The 14,518-nt window shown below is 38.2% G+C and carries 15 protein-coding genes; 10 read left to right on the forward strand and 5 right to left on the reverse strand.

Annotated elements, in window-relative coordinates; genetic code table 11:
* Nucleotides 1–119 precede the first annotated feature (119 nt).
* Both ACMAZA_RS04495 and ACMAZA_RS04500 read left to right on the forward strand, forming a co-directional pair.
* Entirely contained in the window at nt 120–1,061 is a 942-nt protein-coding gene (locus ACMAZA_RS04495; RefSeq protein WP_435190434.1) for a carbohydrate kinase family protein, read from the forward strand.
* Entirely contained in the window at nt 1,058–1,978 is a 921-nt protein-coding gene (locus ACMAZA_RS04500) for a pseudouridine-5'-phosphate glycosidase (protein ID WP_435190436.1), read from the forward strand. The genes ACMAZA_RS04495 and ACMAZA_RS04500 overlap by 4 nt, the downstream gene beginning before the upstream one ends.
* On the opposite strand, the gene ACMAZA_RS04505 is transcribed toward ACMAZA_RS04500, so the two are convergent.
* Nucleotides 1,979–2,389: a hypothetical protein gene (locus ACMAZA_RS04505; RefSeq protein WP_435190437.1), complete on the reverse strand. Its 411-nt coding sequence runs from the start codon at nt 2,387–2,389 to the stop codon at nt 1,979–1,981.
* Between the two features lie 113 nt (nt 2,390–2,502).
* Between ACMAZA_RS04505 and ACMAZA_RS04510 the strand changes: the two genes are divergently transcribed.
* From ACMAZA_RS04510 to ACMAZA_RS04520, 3 genes are read left to right on the forward strand one after another with little or no spacing between them, the layout of a single operon-like run.
* Complete coding sequence (locus ACMAZA_RS04510; RefSeq protein ID WP_435187371.1) at nt 2,503–2,694, forward strand: hypothetical protein; 192 nt, start codon at nt 2,503–2,505, stop codon at nt 2,692–2,694.
* 14 nt (nt 2,695–2,708) lie between these two features.
* Nucleotides 2,709–3,542 carry a phytanoyl-CoA dioxygenase family protein gene (locus tag ACMAZA_RS04515; protein ID WP_435187373.1) on the forward strand — a complete coding sequence of 278 codons (834 nt, stop codon included), beginning with the start codon at nt 2,709–2,711 and terminating at the stop codon, nt 3,540–3,542.
* A 2-nt stretch (nt 3,543–3,544) separates the two neighbouring features.
* Nucleotides 3,545–4,336, forward strand: a complete 792-nt coding sequence (locus tag ACMAZA_RS04520) for a 3-methyl-2-oxobutanoate hydroxymethyltransferase (RefSeq protein ID WP_435187378.1) — start codon at nt 3,545–3,547, stop codon at nt 4,334–4,336.
* A gap of 19 nt (nt 4,337–4,355) precedes the next feature.
* On the opposite strand, the gene ACMAZA_RS04525 is transcribed toward ACMAZA_RS04520, so the two are convergent.
* Nucleotides 4,356–5,234 carry a LysR family transcriptional regulator gene (locus ACMAZA_RS04525; RefSeq protein ID WP_435187380.1) on the reverse strand — a complete coding sequence of 293 codons (879 nt, stop codon included), beginning with the start codon at nt 5,232–5,234 and terminating at the stop codon, nt 4,356–4,358.
* A gap of 169 nt (nt 5,235–5,403) precedes the next feature.
* Here ACMAZA_RS04525 and ACMAZA_RS04530 point away from each other — a divergent pair, with 169 nt between their 5' ends.
* Entirely contained in the window at nt 5,404–5,553 is a 150-nt protein-coding gene (locus tag ACMAZA_RS04530; protein WP_435187381.1) for a hypothetical protein, read from the forward strand.
* A 63-nt stretch (nt 5,554–5,616) separates the two neighbouring features.
* On the opposite strand, the gene ACMAZA_RS04535 is transcribed toward ACMAZA_RS04530, so the two are convergent.
* The 3 genes from ACMAZA_RS04535 to ACMAZA_RS04545 are packed head-to-tail and all read right to left on the reverse strand — an operon-like array spanning nt 5,617 to nt 8,368.
* Nucleotides 5,617–6,852 carry an aminotransferase class V-fold PLP-dependent enzyme gene (locus ACMAZA_RS04535; RefSeq protein ID WP_435187383.1) on the reverse strand — a complete coding sequence of 412 codons (1,236 nt, stop codon included), beginning with the start codon at nt 6,850–6,852 and terminating at the stop codon, nt 5,617–5,619.
* 18 nt (nt 6,853–6,870) lie between these two features.
* Nucleotides 6,871–7,596, reverse strand: coding sequence for a class II aldolase/adducin family protein (locus ACMAZA_RS04540; RefSeq protein WP_435187385.1), 726 nt, complete (start codon nt 7,594–7,596; stop codon nt 6,871–6,873).
* 49 nt (nt 7,597–7,645) lie between these two features.
* Entirely contained in the window at nt 7,646–8,368 is a 723-nt protein-coding gene (locus ACMAZA_RS04545; protein WP_435187386.1) for a GntR family transcriptional regulator, read from the reverse strand.
* Nucleotides 8,369–8,587: 219 nt separating this feature from the next.
* Between ACMAZA_RS04545 and ACMAZA_RS04550 the strand changes: the two genes are divergently transcribed.
* From ACMAZA_RS04550 to sauS, 4 genes are all read left to right on the forward strand, one after another.
* The gene (locus ACMAZA_RS04550) at nt 8,588–10,069 is read left to right on the forward strand and encodes a tripartite tricarboxylate transporter permease (protein WP_435187388.1); all 1,482 of its coding nucleotides are present in this window, start codon (nt 8,588–8,590) and stop codon (nt 10,067–10,069) included.
* Nucleotides 10,070–10,073: 4 nt separating this feature from the next.
* Nucleotides 10,074–10,505, forward strand: a complete 432-nt coding sequence (locus ACMAZA_RS04555) for a tripartite tricarboxylate transporter TctB family protein (RefSeq protein ID WP_435187390.1) — start codon at nt 10,074–10,076, stop codon at nt 10,503–10,505.
* A 15-nt stretch (nt 10,506–10,520) separates the two neighbouring features.
* Nucleotides 10,521–11,480 (forward strand): tripartite tricarboxylate transporter substrate binding protein, encoded by a 960-nt coding sequence (locus ACMAZA_RS04560; protein WP_435187392.1) that lies wholly within the window; start codon nt 10,521–10,523, stop codon nt 11,478–11,480.
* A gap of 76 nt (nt 11,481–11,556) precedes the next feature.
* Nucleotides 11,557–14,460: an acylating sulfoacetaldehyde dehydrogenase gene (gene sauS, locus ACMAZA_RS04565; protein ID WP_435187394.1), complete on the forward strand. Its 2,904-nt coding sequence runs from the start codon at nt 11,557–11,559 to the stop codon at nt 14,458–14,460.
* Nucleotides 14,461–14,518: the final 58 nt, after the last annotated feature.

Consider the following 14,518-nt stretch of genomic DNA (forward strand, 5'->3'; position numbering starts at 1 on the left):
TGAGAGACAATTTTAGTTAATTCACTAATCATCTATAGGGTAATTTTTAAAACTTTTTTGTGATAATTTATGCTTTAAAAAAGTGAGATAATATTATTAATTTCTTATTCCTCTGCTCCATGCAATACAGATCAGCACAACCCTTCGTTTCAGTGATTGGCGGTTTAAACATTGACCTTCAAGGCTCTTCTGTCAATCCGCTCGTTTTTAATGATTCAAATCCTGGAGAGATAGTCATGTCAGCTGGTGGAGTTGGAAGGAATATTGCTGAGAATATTTCTAAACTCAACATACATTCAAAGATATTGTCGTATGTTGGTAATGACGCGCTAGGAGATTTTGTCGTCAATAAATCTAGTTTATCTGGTGTTGATACTTCATTCATCAAAAAGCATAGCCATCTGCCTACAAGTCAGTATTTATCAGTTCTAGATGACAATAACGATATGCTGGTATCGATATCAGACATGAGGATTATTGAAGAAATGACGATCCAGGACATTGATAAATGGAATCTAACTATTGAGCAAAGTAGTGCAATCGTGGTTGATACTAATATTCCCATACCAGTCATAGAATATTTGACTGATAAATACAGTAATATCCCTTTGTTTTTGGATCCTGTCTCGTTTGCTAAAACATCTAAAATACTCAAACTAATTGGCAGATTCCACACCGTCAAGCCAAATAGATTAGAGACTGAACTTATCTCTGGGGTTAAGATTACCGATAACGAGAGTATGCTCAAGGCAGCAAAAATAATTTTTGATATGGGTTGCAAGCAGATTTTTATTACCCTAGGGGAAGATGGGGTCTTTTATTATGACGGTGAAAATTTTGGACAATACCTTCATAAAGGGGTTAATATGATTAGCGCTAATGGCGCTGGAGATGCTTTTACTGCTGGTGTTGTATATGGATTTCTTAAGCTCAATGGCATTAAAGAGACTGCTGAGTTTGCCTCTGCAGCAGCAGTGATTGCACTCAGAAGCGCCAATACTATTAGTGATGACTTGTCAGAAGAGCGAGTTAAATTATTATTAAAGGAAGAGACAGCATGAAATATACTGACTACTTAGACATTCATCCTGATGTCGAGAAAGCAATAAAAAATAAGGAGCCAGTTGTCGCACTTGAGTCGACCATTATCTCACATGGAATGCCTTACCCTAAAAACGTTGAGACTGCTCTGATGGTTGAGGATACTGTCCGATCTAATAAAGCTGTACCAGCTACTATTGCCATTATTAATGGGCGATTAAAGGTTGGACTAACTAATGAAGAGATTGAGTTTTTAGCGACTAATGAGGAGGTTAAAAAAGTCTCTAGGAGAGATCTTCCTATAACCGTAGCTCAGAAGCTTTCAGGTTCTACGACAGTTGCGTCAACGATGATTATTGCAAGTCTTGCCAAAATAGCCGTATTTGCTACTGGAGGCATTGGAGGGGTTCATAGAGGCGCTGAAAATACTCTAGATATTTCGGCCGATTTAGAAGAGCTTGCTAACACAAATGTCTGTGTTGTCTGTGCAGGAGCTAAGGCAATCTTGGATATAGGGCTTACACTGGAGTATCTTGAAACAAAAGGTGTCCCAGTGATTGGCTACAAGACATCAGAGCTTCCAGCTTTTTACTCATCAGAATCTGGCTTTGATGTCGACTATAAGATCGACTCAGCGCTTGAAATTGCGGAGATACTAAAAACCAAATGGAGCTTGTCTATTGATGGCGGCGTATTAGTTACAAATCCGATACCTGTAGCCTTTGAGCTTGAGAGCAGCATTATGAATGAGGCCATTAATGAGGCCATTATTGAGGCGAACAATGAAAACATTTCTGGTAAGGAAATTACTCCTTATTTGTTGTCTAAAGTCAACGAATTAACTGAGGGCAAGAGTTTGGATGCAAACATTAAACTAATTCAAAATAACGCGAATTTAGCGTCAAAGATTGCGCTCCATTACTCAAACCAGGACTAGTTATTTTTCTCGAACAAAGAAATTAAAAACTAAAATCAGTGAAACAACAAAGAGAAAAAGCATAATTAGGATGCCTTGATCCGATTTAATGTAGCGGTCAATGAATGTTTGTGCATTGCTATTCGATGAAATGACCTCATCTGTTTGTTCATCAGTGGAAGGCTCTGAATTCTTTTGCTCAGCAAGCTTTTTTTGAATGAGTGCCTCTATTTCTTTTTGCCCTTGCTGTATCTCTTCATCTTGAACAATTTCATCATTCTCTTGTAAAAAGCGAGGGGTTGCATCTTCATCAATGTTTTGTTCTGTATTGAGAGAGTTAAGAGGAAGTTGCTGATCTCTGTCATCGCCTCCAGAATAGGATGTTGAGGCTAAACAAAGAGTAAAAATAAGGGCTAATAATTTATATTTCATATGCTCTCCAATGATATACGTTTTAAATTATCAATCATAAAAAAATAATTCTTGTAATATTTATTTATTCGATTCTGATAATATGTATTCATTTAATTAATCCGGAGATTGAGATGGCTACATATGAATGTGATAATTGTGGAATGTCTGTAAATGCAACCTGTGCTAAGTGTGATGAACCTTTGGTTGATGACTCACTTAAGCTTGATGATGGGAATTCAGTTCAAATTTCAAAATGTCCTAATGGGCACGGTAAAATCAAATCACCAATGTGCTGTGGGAACGATATGAGCTGCGCTATCTAGTCTAGAAGAATCCCATGAGTAAGCTGCTTAACTCTGATCAGATTGATCAGTATAAAAGAGATGGTGCTGTCCTAATCAAAGGTAAGTTTGATTCAGAGTGGATTGAAAAGCTCAAAAAAGGAATCTTTAAAGATATTAAAAACCCTAGCCCACGTTTTGTGAGGCACACCAAAGATGATAATGCGCCAGGTTACTATGAAGATTTTTGGACCTGGGATCTTTTTAATGAGTTTAAGGATTTTGTCTTCAATTCGCCAACATCCCAGCTGGCTTCAGAGTTGATGAATGCTGAACAAGTCAATCTTGTTATGGATAACTGGTTTCTAAGGGAGGCAGAATCTAAATCAGGAGCTCCATTCCATCACGATATTTCATACTTTGACTTTGAGGGGTCGATGTGTGTTTTATGGCTCCCGCTTGAGCCTGTCCCCAAAGAAGAAGCGATAGCATGGATTAAGGGGTCACATCTTTGGGATAAGCTTTATATTCGAACTCGATTCCAAGAGGGCCACCCTGATGATGGAGTGGCTGGAATAGTCAACGGTAAAAGTTATGACATTACTCCTAATATTCTTGAAAACAAGGATAACTATGAGTTTTTGCATTGGGACCTAGAAATTGGTGATTGTGTCTTTTTTGACATTCGCACACTTCATGGAAGCCTAAGCCAATCAATGCCAAAGAATGACATTCATAGGTATACACTTAGAATGGCTAAAGAAGGCTCTAGAATTGAGTATCGAGGGGATTGGGCCCAAGCTGAAAGAGCCATAATGGAGTCAAATGGTTATCGAAATGGTGACGATTTATCCGGAAAAATGTTTCCAACATTGTACCAAAGGACTTGATGATGAATGACTTAGGGTTGACTGTTTTCGATTTAAAAAATCTCAAGGGAAAAAGAACTGTTAAGTTTGTTCAAGTGGATACGTTAGATCAAGCAATTGCAGCTAAAGAGGCTGGCATAGAAATGATTGGTACCGGGTATTCTGAATCCAAGTCGCACTATCCAAGCTCGCTCAAAGGAATTCATTTTCAGTTTGGATTGCAGTGGGGAGAGCATGCTAATGCAGATGAAGCTTTAAGAAGTGCTATGCAAGCAATGAATCACGGTGCCCAGTCTATTTATTGCCCTATGAGCCCTCAAGTTATTGAAGTTTTAGCGAGAGAAGGGGTTCCTGTTATTGCACATGCTGGGCTTATACCTCCAAAAATTACTTTGACTGGTGGTTACAGGGCTGTTGGTAAATCTTTAGAGGAGGCAAAAGCTGTCTGGAAACTAGCTAAGAGCTATGAATCTGCAGGCGCTTTTGCAATTGAACTAGAGGTTGTTCCGGATAGTCTTGCAAAAGAGATTACTGATAGAACCTCTTTATTTACTATCTCATTGGGTTCTGGAGCTGACTGTGACGCTCAATATTTATTTTCTGCAGATATTTTGGGTGAAAATAAAGATTTTATTCCTAGGCATGCCAAGAAGTATAGAGACTTATCCAGCGAATATGAAAGATTACATCATGAGAGAGTAAAAGCCTACAAAGAGTATATCGAGGACGTTGAAAACAATGTATTTGCCAACAAGGAATTCTCAGTTAGTCTCAATGATGGTGTATTTATGGAATTCATCAAAAGTATTGAATAATAAAAGATCTTTTGAGTGATTACTTCTTAAACGCCTGCTTTAGATAATCCACCATTACTCTCACTTTTGATGGTGTAAATCGTCGTGAAAGCCTCACAACATACAACGTGTTGGGTTCAATTTTATTGTCCTTGACAATGCTAATTAATTTTCCATCATTGATATCTTGCTTGACAAAGAATAAAGGCAAAGCGGCGATACCTATTCCATTTATCACAGCATTTCTCATCACATCACCATTATTAGCTGTGAAACGAATTTTTGGGTCAACATTCAAATCTAAGGGTATTTGAAGATTATTGGTTGCCAAACTGTAACCTACAAAACTATGCTCTTGTAATTCATCAATATTTTTTGGTTCACCGTTTGTTTTCAAATATTCAGGTGATGCACAGATTACTATGGGAATAGGGCATAATGCGGTAGCAATTAATGATGAGTCTTTGATATTTTTGCCAATTCGAAGAGCTATGTCTATTCCTTCTGCCTGAAGGTCGGTTAGGCTATCCTCTAACTTTAAGTTAATACTAATATCAGGATAACTGTTCATAAATTCTGGAAGAATTGGAGATAGATGATTTAATCCAAAACTCATTGGTGCTGCAATCCTGAGTTCGCCTTTTGGTTCGACCTTGCCCTCTCTGATTCTATCTTCTGAGCATTCGACACTTGTTAAGATATTTTTAACATCATCAAGATACTGTTCGCCAGCCTCAGTTAAGTTTATATTCCTTGTAGTGCGGTTAAGTAGTCTTACTCCTAATGCAGATTCTAAGGTATTAATACGACGACTCACTGTTGCAGCACTTGTGCTTAGTCTATCTGCAGCTAAATTAAAACTTCCTGCTTCAACCACAGCCTTAAATGTCTCTAAATCAGTAAAAGTATATTGTTTCATATTATGCAATAGTATATTAATAAAGTCGATATTTATTGCATATTGTAAATCATTATAATTTTGTTTTCAATGACTCATCGCTATTTATCTGCAGAGGCGTAGCAATATTTAGTCAGCCAGAACTATAAGTCAAAATCTGGCGTTTTTTTAATAAACTAAAGGAAGAATAATGGCTAATGTAAAAAAAGAAAATGGAACCTGTGGATGCGGAAGGTCACCCACTGGCGATTGTATCGGTTGGCATATGTTAACTGAAGAGGAATATGCATCAAAAACTGAGGCTGATAAAGAGGCTGTGTTTGAGCAAAGTGAAAGCTAGAATAGTTAAAAATTGCAGCTCCTAACCACGGAGCTGCATACCATTAACACCAACAAGAATAAATTATATTTGTTTTAAAGCACTAATGAGTTTGCTTACATCTTCATGATTATTGTAGTGAACCATGCTGGTTCTTACAACACCATCATCCACGTCTATACTCAGAGCCATTAAACATCTCCAGGCATAGAAATTATCATTCCTTGTTGCAATCCCATGCTTTACAAGCTCACTACTTAAATCTTTGGATGACTTGTTTTTCATGGTAAAGGCAATTGTTGGCGCTCTATCTTTGCCAGTGATTGTTTTCTTGCCGATGAGTCTTATGTCACTTCTATTACTCAAGTAATCAAGAAGTGGATTTGCAATCTCCTTTTCATGTTCTGCAATTAATTCATTTACCTTATGAATTTTCTCTCTAATAGGAGGGTTTTCACCAGGGAAGTGGTGCTCAAAGAGGTTCATAAAGTATTCATAAACTCCAACTAAACATGAGAGCTCTTCATGATTTGGACCACCTGGATTAAGAGTGTAGGGCACATCACCCTCTAAAAACTCATGATTTTGATTAGGTAGTTGATTAAGAATCTCTTTTTTTCCATACAAAAGACCTAAATGAGGCCCATACGTCTTATAAAGACTAAAAGCATAAAAATCAACGTCTAGGCTCTTTACATCTGGGAATCCATGGGGAGCATAAGAGACACCATCTCCAACGATGAATGCATCGTATTGATGGACCAGTTCAGCGATTGATTTTAGATCGTTAATAGAGCCAACGATGTTAGAGCAATGAGTAACGGCAACAATCCTTGTTTTCTCAGATAGGAGTTCTTTAAGGTCATCCACATCAAGCTCGGCAGTATCGCTATTGGTTTGCCATTCTTTGACCACCATGCCGTGCTCGGCTAATCGTCTCCAGGCGCCAATGTTAGCCTCATGATCCTGGTTCGTAACAATAACCTCATCACCAGGCTTCAAGAGGCTTCTTATAGCATTGGATAAGACATACATGTTCATCGTTGTAGAGCTACCAATAATGATTTCATCGTTTCCAGCATTAATCATTTCAGCAAAATAATTAGTTGCTTTATCCATATTTTCTCCAGCTATAGCCGAGGTATCAAACTCTGCGTATGGCTGAACTTTAGTAGAGGTCATAAAATGATTTAAGCGCTCGATTACAGTAGATGGGACATAGCTTCCACCAGCATTTTCAAAAAAGGACCATTTGGCACTTAATGGATCATTAAAAGCTGGGAATTGTGTTCTTACATAATCAATGTCAAGTTTTGGCATGATTTCTCCTTAAATCAATTAATTTTTGTAATCGGGCTCTTCTTTATCTAATATTCTCTTGAGAGCATCAAAATGCAGTCCTGATGCATCATAATCTTGCCACTGCTGTGCAGTTTTTTTGGCGACTTTGTGGCTAACTATATGAAGCTTTTGACCCGTTTGATAAGCTCCAATAAGTGTTTGACAAGATTTTTCAAAGTAATATAATTCATCAAAAGCACTAGCAACTGTTTTAGCAGCAGTCAAAACGCCATGATTACCCATCAAAAGGACAGGGTTGTCACCAAGAAGCGTGCTCAATCGCTCAGCCTCTTTGCCTAAACCCATGCCACTGAAGTCTCTATCAATCGAGACCCTTTCATAAAATCGCATTGTGTTTTGATCGATAGGCTTCATTTCTTTGTCATCTAGCGAGGATAGTATGGTTGCATACTTCGGGTGAGCATGCAAAATACAACGCGCTTGAGGATTATTTCGATGAAGCGCACTATGAATAGCCCAAGCCGTAGGATCAGGAGCATTAGGCTGATTCATCGTATCTTTGTTGTTGGCATCAATCATTATCAAGTCACTTGCTGATATTTCTGAGAAATGCATGCCTAAGGGATTTAAGAGAAATTTTGATCCGCTCTCATCAACCGCTAAACTAAAGTGGTTGGCTACAGCTTCGTGCATATTTAGCCTTGCGGCCCATCGAAAAGCAGCAGCAAGATCTTCTCGTTCTTGAGTTAAGTCATGATTCATATTTGCTAAGTTTAACCTCTTAAATTAATGAAGGCAAAACAAATGCAGATTAGGCGTCAGGGTTTCCGATGGTTGTTGTGTAGCTAAACATATCAGCTCTGCCTGTTGTGATTCTAAACTCTACTAAGCCCTTGTCCTTAGCATAGGAGTGTCGATTTAAAATAACGACTGGATCGCCTTTATTAATGTGAAGTATTTCAGCAATCTCGTCATCAGAGATGCCCGCTGTTAAAACTTCCTGTGATGAGGTAATTTGTGTGTCGAATTGCTTAAGAATAACCGCATATAAGAGATCAGGAATGTGAATTGAGTGATCTTGCAAGCCTTCAACAACCTCAGCAACCCACCATGACTTTTCAACAATAATAGGACTTTTTTTATCGATATAGCCAAGCCTCTCAAGATAAATCACGTCATCTCCCTGATTGATTCCAAGCTGAAAGGCTATTTCTGCGGAGGCTTTTTGTTTAACTCGGACTGGAGTTGTTTTGAAGATACGTATTGATGAACCGTCTTGCTTTCCATAGCTAAAGAAATTAAAGATACTATTGTCAAATCCATGGTCTGAGACATAGGTTCCTTTTCCATGATGTCTGTAAAGCACTTTTTGATATTCTAGTTTGTCAATCGCTTTTCTTACCGTTCCTATACTGACATTTAGCTTATTTGAGAGTTGAGATTCAGAAGGAATCAAGTCACCAATTATGAGCTCACCACTATTAATTTGATTGTTAATAAAGTCGATTACTTTTTGATAAAGTTTTTGTGTCATTATGATTAAGTAGTGATTTTTTGTTGAATATTTTAAATATTATTTTGGCTCTATTTATATTGATTTAATCAGTTATTTCTACACTTTGAATTTATTTTTTTCTGTGTAGTTAAATTTTTTTATTGACAATTAAATATCGTAAGTGTAGCATGCTTTACTCATGTATATGAGTTTTTATAGTCATATATATGAATTAATATGTGTTATTGAGGGGACACAATGGAATTCTTAAATTATTTTGATAATGTTTTTACTGTTTATCATATCGCACTTTTAGTTGGCGGTACATTTGCAGGCATCATTCTTGGCGCTCTCCCAGGGCTTAGTCCTACAATGTCAGTTGCTCTTCTAATCCCATTTACTTTTCATATGAAGCCTGAAAGTGGTTTAATTCTACTTGGCGCTATGTATACGGCAACAGTAGCTGGTGGTGCAATAAGTGCCATACTGGTTAACGTTCCGGGAGCCCCTGCTAATATAGCTACGGCAATGGATGGTCACAAAATGGCCCAGAGTGGTAAAGCCAAAGATGCTCTCCATTATTGTTTTATGAGTTCTTTTGTTGGCGGTATTTTCGGTGTGTTCATTCTAATATTTTTTACACCTCCTCTCGCAGCATTGTCTCTTAAGTTTATGTCAACTGAGTTATTCTGGGTTGCTATTCTAGGAATCACTATTATTGCTACTTTGGATTCAAAGTCAGTAATTAAAGGGTTGATATCTGGTTTGTTTGGGCTCATGCTTGCAACTATTGGGGAGCACCCTACAAGCGCTATGGAGCGATTTGTTTTTACTGATCACCTAGAAGGTGGAGTTCATATCGTTGTTGGTCTTATTGGCTTATTTGCGATGCCCCAAGTTTGGAATCTTTTAGAGAATTTTTATGGCCGTAAAAATGAAGTATTCTCTGCTACTGGTGACTCAACGTTAGCACAATCTTTTAGGCTAGTTTCTGGAAAAATTAAAGCCCTTTCAATAGGCTCTATTATAGGATCTGTAATTGGAATAATCCCTGGTGCAGGAGGTCAAATTGCAGGTATTGTTGCTTATGACCAATCTAAAAAAGTAAGCTCAAATAGATCGAACTATGGAAAGGGTGAGCCTGAGGCGATTATTGCTGCAGAGAGCGCTAATAACTCCATGGTAGGGCCTTCATTAATTCCACTTTTAACCTTAAGTATTCCTGGAAGTCCAACTGCAGCGGTCCTGCTTGGTGGCTTGCTGATTCATGGAATCTTTCCAGGGCATGACATCTTTACAAAAAATACAGAGGTTGTTTGGACGTTTATTGATTCTTTAATCATTGCACAGATCTTGATGTTAATTATTGGACTTTTTTTAAGTCGCCATAGTAAGTGGATCATGAAAGTTCCAGACAACTATATGGCAGTTGGTATCTTACTATTAGCGGTATTTGGCACCTACAGCATACAGAATGACTATTCTGATGTTCTCATTATGTTTGTTTTGGGAACTATTATGTACTTTGGAGGTAAGGCTGGTTTCAGTCCTGTTCCTGTTGTACTTGGCTTAATTTTGGGCACAATGACCGAAGAAAAATTCCTTCTAGGTAATATGATAGGAAACGCAAAGGGTAGCTCCTTTCAACACTTTACCTCAGGAACAATTAACCTTATTCTAATAACATTATGTTTTGCCTCAATTGCTTATGGCATCTACTCTAGTCGAAAATCTAAATAGAATTATGAATAGACCTTTTAAAATTTCTACAGTTCTAATCACTCTTTTCAGTGCATTCTTAGTTTATGCATCTTTTGTCTTAGGAAATAGTGAAGATTACTTATTCCCAAGGCTTATCTCAGGAACAATTGCTGTGCTATCCCTAATGCTTTGGTTTGAAAAGGGCGATGCAGACAAATCAACTAATTTCAAGGACTTAATGCCAGGTGTTGCTATCGCAACCGCATTTATCCTGTCACTTAAAATATTAGGCTTTTATTTGGCCTCTATGATCGTGTTCTTTACTCTTGTGATGTATTACAGCAAGCCTACAGAACCAAAAGACTTTTGGCGTGTGCTACTCATAAAACTGGGTGTCACCATTGTGTTCTCTCTCACACTTTATGCGTTGTTCACTCTGCTTTTAAAGGTTCGCACACCAGAAGGTTTGTTTTAATAAAAAGGAGAAGAAATGAAAATAGTAAATATTACAAAAGTAGCCTTATTGGCAATTGCATCTTTGATGCTTATGCCAGCTCAGGCTGACTACCCTGATAAGCCAATTGGCGTCATGGTAGCTTATGGACCAGGAGGAGCAACTGACTTCCAAGCTAGGATTGCAACTCTCGCATCTGGAAAGGAAGGACTTATTGGCCAACCTATATACATCCTTAATAAGCCAGGCGCTGGCGGAAGAAAGGGTTGGAACTGGTTTGCTAGCGAAGCCTCACAAGATGGATATATGTTAGGCGCTTATAACGTGCCTCACTTTATTGCTCAGTCTATTGTGTTTGATACAAAATATAATATTGACAATCTTGAGCCCGTAGGTAACTGGGGTGCAGATCCTGCTGTATTAATCGTAGGAAAAGATAGTCCCTTTAATACAGTTGGAGAATTGCTAGCTCATGCAGAAGCAAATCCAGGAGCTGTAACAATCAGTGGTGCTGGAAAGTTTGTGGGTCATCACATCGCTTTCTTGCAGTTCGCAAAAGCATCAGGTGCTAATTTAACATACATACCTGCTTCAGGCGGTGTAGACGCACTTAGAATGGTTAAAGCTGGTGAGACAGTTGCCGGGTTTAATAATCTTTCTGACTCTGCAAGAAGTGCAGCTGATCTAAAGATTCTAGCGGTTGCTGACCTTACAAGACACGAGTACCTTCCTGATGTTCCTACATTAATGGAAAGTGGTGTCGATGTTGATGACTCTAGTGTTAACTTCCGTGGACTGATGGTTCCAGCAGGAACTCCTCAGGATGTTATTGATTACCTTGCTAGCAAGGTGCCTGATATGTTTGGTGAAAAGAAGACAGTTGGTAAGATGAAATCAACTAATTCACCTGCAAGGATAATGACTAGACGAGAAGTTGTAAGCATGTGGAATGAAAGACAGGTTTATTTAACTGAGCTTTTAGCTGGTCTTCAGTAAAGTCTATATATTTAAAATAAATATAGCTAGGGAGTGTTTTTCAACTCCCTAGTTTTTTTTCAAAAATTGATTCAACATGACTATCCAACATAAAACACTAATCGAGCAGCTCGTTTCAGATGCGAGAGACGCCCAAGAAATAATTAATCATTACTCTCAAGAACAGGTTGACGAATTAATTTTAGCAGTTGCCTGGGAGGTTATTCAGCCTGAAAACAACCAAGAGCTCTCTGAGATGGCGGTAAGCCAAACAGGTCTTGGAAATGTTGAGGATAAAAAGCGCAAAAATAGACGCAAAACTATTGGACTTTTAAGAGATTTAAAGGATGTCAAAACGGTCGGAATTATAGACGAGAATGTTCAAACTGGGATTATTGAAATTGCTAGGCCAGTTGGCGTTATAGGGGCTATTGTTCCGTCAACAAACCCTATTGCAACACCACTAAATAAAGTGATTAATGCACTAAAGTGTAGAAACGCAATCATTCTAGCTCCATCCCCTAAAGGCGCCAAGGTCTGTTCAAGAGTTGTAGAATTAATACAAATTGCCTTAGTGCGTATTGGAGCGCCAAAAAATATTGTCCAATCTTTGCTTGAACCGATTAGCAAAGAGGACACCAACGAATTATCTAATTTAGTTGATCTTATTGTAGCTACTGGATCACAAAACAATATACAGCGAGCACTTCAAAGTGGAACGCCAACTCTCGGGGTAGGGGTTGGCAATGTTCCATCAATCATAGATGAGAGCGCGAATCTGGATGACGCTTCTCATAAAATTATGACTTCTAAAACATTTGACAATGCAACAAGCTGCTCTTCTGAGAATAGCATCGTTGTCCATGAAAAGGTCTATGACTCTATGATTAGTCGTCTCATTGAAGAGGGAGGCTCACTTTTGAATGGTGATGAGAAACTAAAACTTCAAGGCACCATGTGGAATGATAGAGGGGTGATTAATCGTGATGTTATTGCAAAAAGAGCTGCTGAAATTGCTAAGCTAAGTGGCCTTAGTAGCAATCATCTTGATTCAAAATTTTTAATGGTTGAGGAGCAATATATTGGCTCAAGCTACCCATTCTCAATGGAAAAATTATCACCAGTTTTGACTGTTTACAAAGCCAAAGACTTTGATCATGCTGTCAACATCGCAAAGGACATTCTGAATAATCAAGGCAGAGGACACTCCTGCAGTATCCACAGTCAAAATGAAGATAACATCTTTAAACTGGGCCAAGAGCTCCCAGTCTGCAGAATCATCGTCAATCAAGCGCATTGCTTTGCAACCGGAGGCAACTTCGATAATGGACTGCCATTCTCGTTGTCGATGGGTTGTGGAACCTGGGGCAACAATGTTACCGATGAAAACTTAAATTATAAGCACTACCTGAATACTACCAAGATAGTTAAAACTATAAAAAATAATGAGCCCTCAGAAAAGGATATTTTTTCTAGTTACTGGAAAAAATATTCTCTTGAGCACTCAACAATCACCGAATTGGTCGATCAATTTGCAAATGAAACACCGAACAAAAACTATTTGATTGATGCAGACCTCGATCTATATGTTACGTATAGCCAATTACAAAAAGATATTTCGAATCTAGGTGCTTATTTTGAAGAAAACAACATCAAAGCAAACGACAAGGTTGGTTTTATGCTTGATAACGGTTACGCCTCAACTTTATTGTTTATAGGTGCCATGTATCATGGTGTTGTCATTGTTCCATTAAATGTTTTAGCTGGCTCAAAGCAGATTAATTACACAATTGATCACTCTGAATGTAAGCTTATCTTTTCATCAAATTTCTATATTTCAAAATTCAAAACTATTTTAGAATCATCAAATGCAAGAGTTGTTCAGTATAGCGGGATTGAGAGCCTTACTTTTGCAAAGCAAACAAGTGTCCATTTGACTCCTACTCAGCCTAATTCACCAGCAGTTTTGATTTATACTTCAGGAACAACAGGGGTCCCTAAGGGCGCTCTTTTATCTCACAAAAATGTGCTTTCAGGAGGAAGAAATACTGCACTTGCGCATGAGGTTGTTTCAACTGATATCTCTTTTTGTGTTCTTCCTTTGTACCACATTAACGCTGAGATGGTATCGATTGCAAGCGCTCTTGTAAGCAACAGCTGCGTGGTCACAGTTGGAAAGTTTAGTGTCAGTAATTTCTGGCAAATTATTGAAAAATATCAGTGCACGTGGTTCAGCGTAGTTCCGACCATTATTAACTATCTTTTAAATGACGACTTTGATGTTAAGACTTTGAATTTGAAGAATCTCCGCTTTGGGCGATCAGCATCAGCACCTTTGTCTCCAGAGGTTCACAAAAAATTTGAAAAAACCTTTAACATAAAGATTATTGAGACAATGGGTCTTACTGAAACAGCTGCTCAAATTCTTTCCAACCCACCTAGTGGAGGCAAGCATGGATCTGCAGGGAAGGCTTATGGAAACGAAGTCAGAATCATTGATGATCAGGGGAATTATCTATCCGCTGGCACAACAGGAGAGTTGGTCATTAAGGGTGATAATGTGCTCTTAGAGTATTTCAAAAATGAGGAAGCTACAACTGGTGCTTTTAGCGAAGATGGCTATTTTTTAACTGGAGATCTCGGTGTCGAAGATGATGAAGGTTTCTTTTTTATTACCGGTAGAAAAAAAGAACTCATAATTAAAGGTGGCGAAAATATTTCTCCTAGAGAGATTGATGACACGCTTTATAAACATAATGCAGTCCTAGAAGCATGCACATTCGGTATTGAAGATGACAACTATGGCGAAGAAATATCGGCCTGTGTTTACTTGAAGGACGATCTTGTTGCCAATGAAGCAGAGCTTTTAGATTTATGTAAAGCAGATCTCGGAGAATACAAGACGCCCAGACAAATTATTTTTGTTGATGAGCCTTTACCAAAAGGTCCCTCTGGAAAAATTCAAAGACTTAAGATTGCAAGTCAATACAGAAGCGCTTAGGCTAACAATCTAGTTCACTCAAGAGATCAAAGAATTTACATTTTCGGGTAAACTATGC

Origin of the sequence: Pseudothioglobus sp. nBUS_23 (genome assembly GCF_051201565.1) — a bacterium.
Classification (GTDB): domain Bacteria; phylum Pseudomonadota; class Gammaproteobacteria; order PS1; family Pseudothioglobaceae; genus Pseudothioglobus.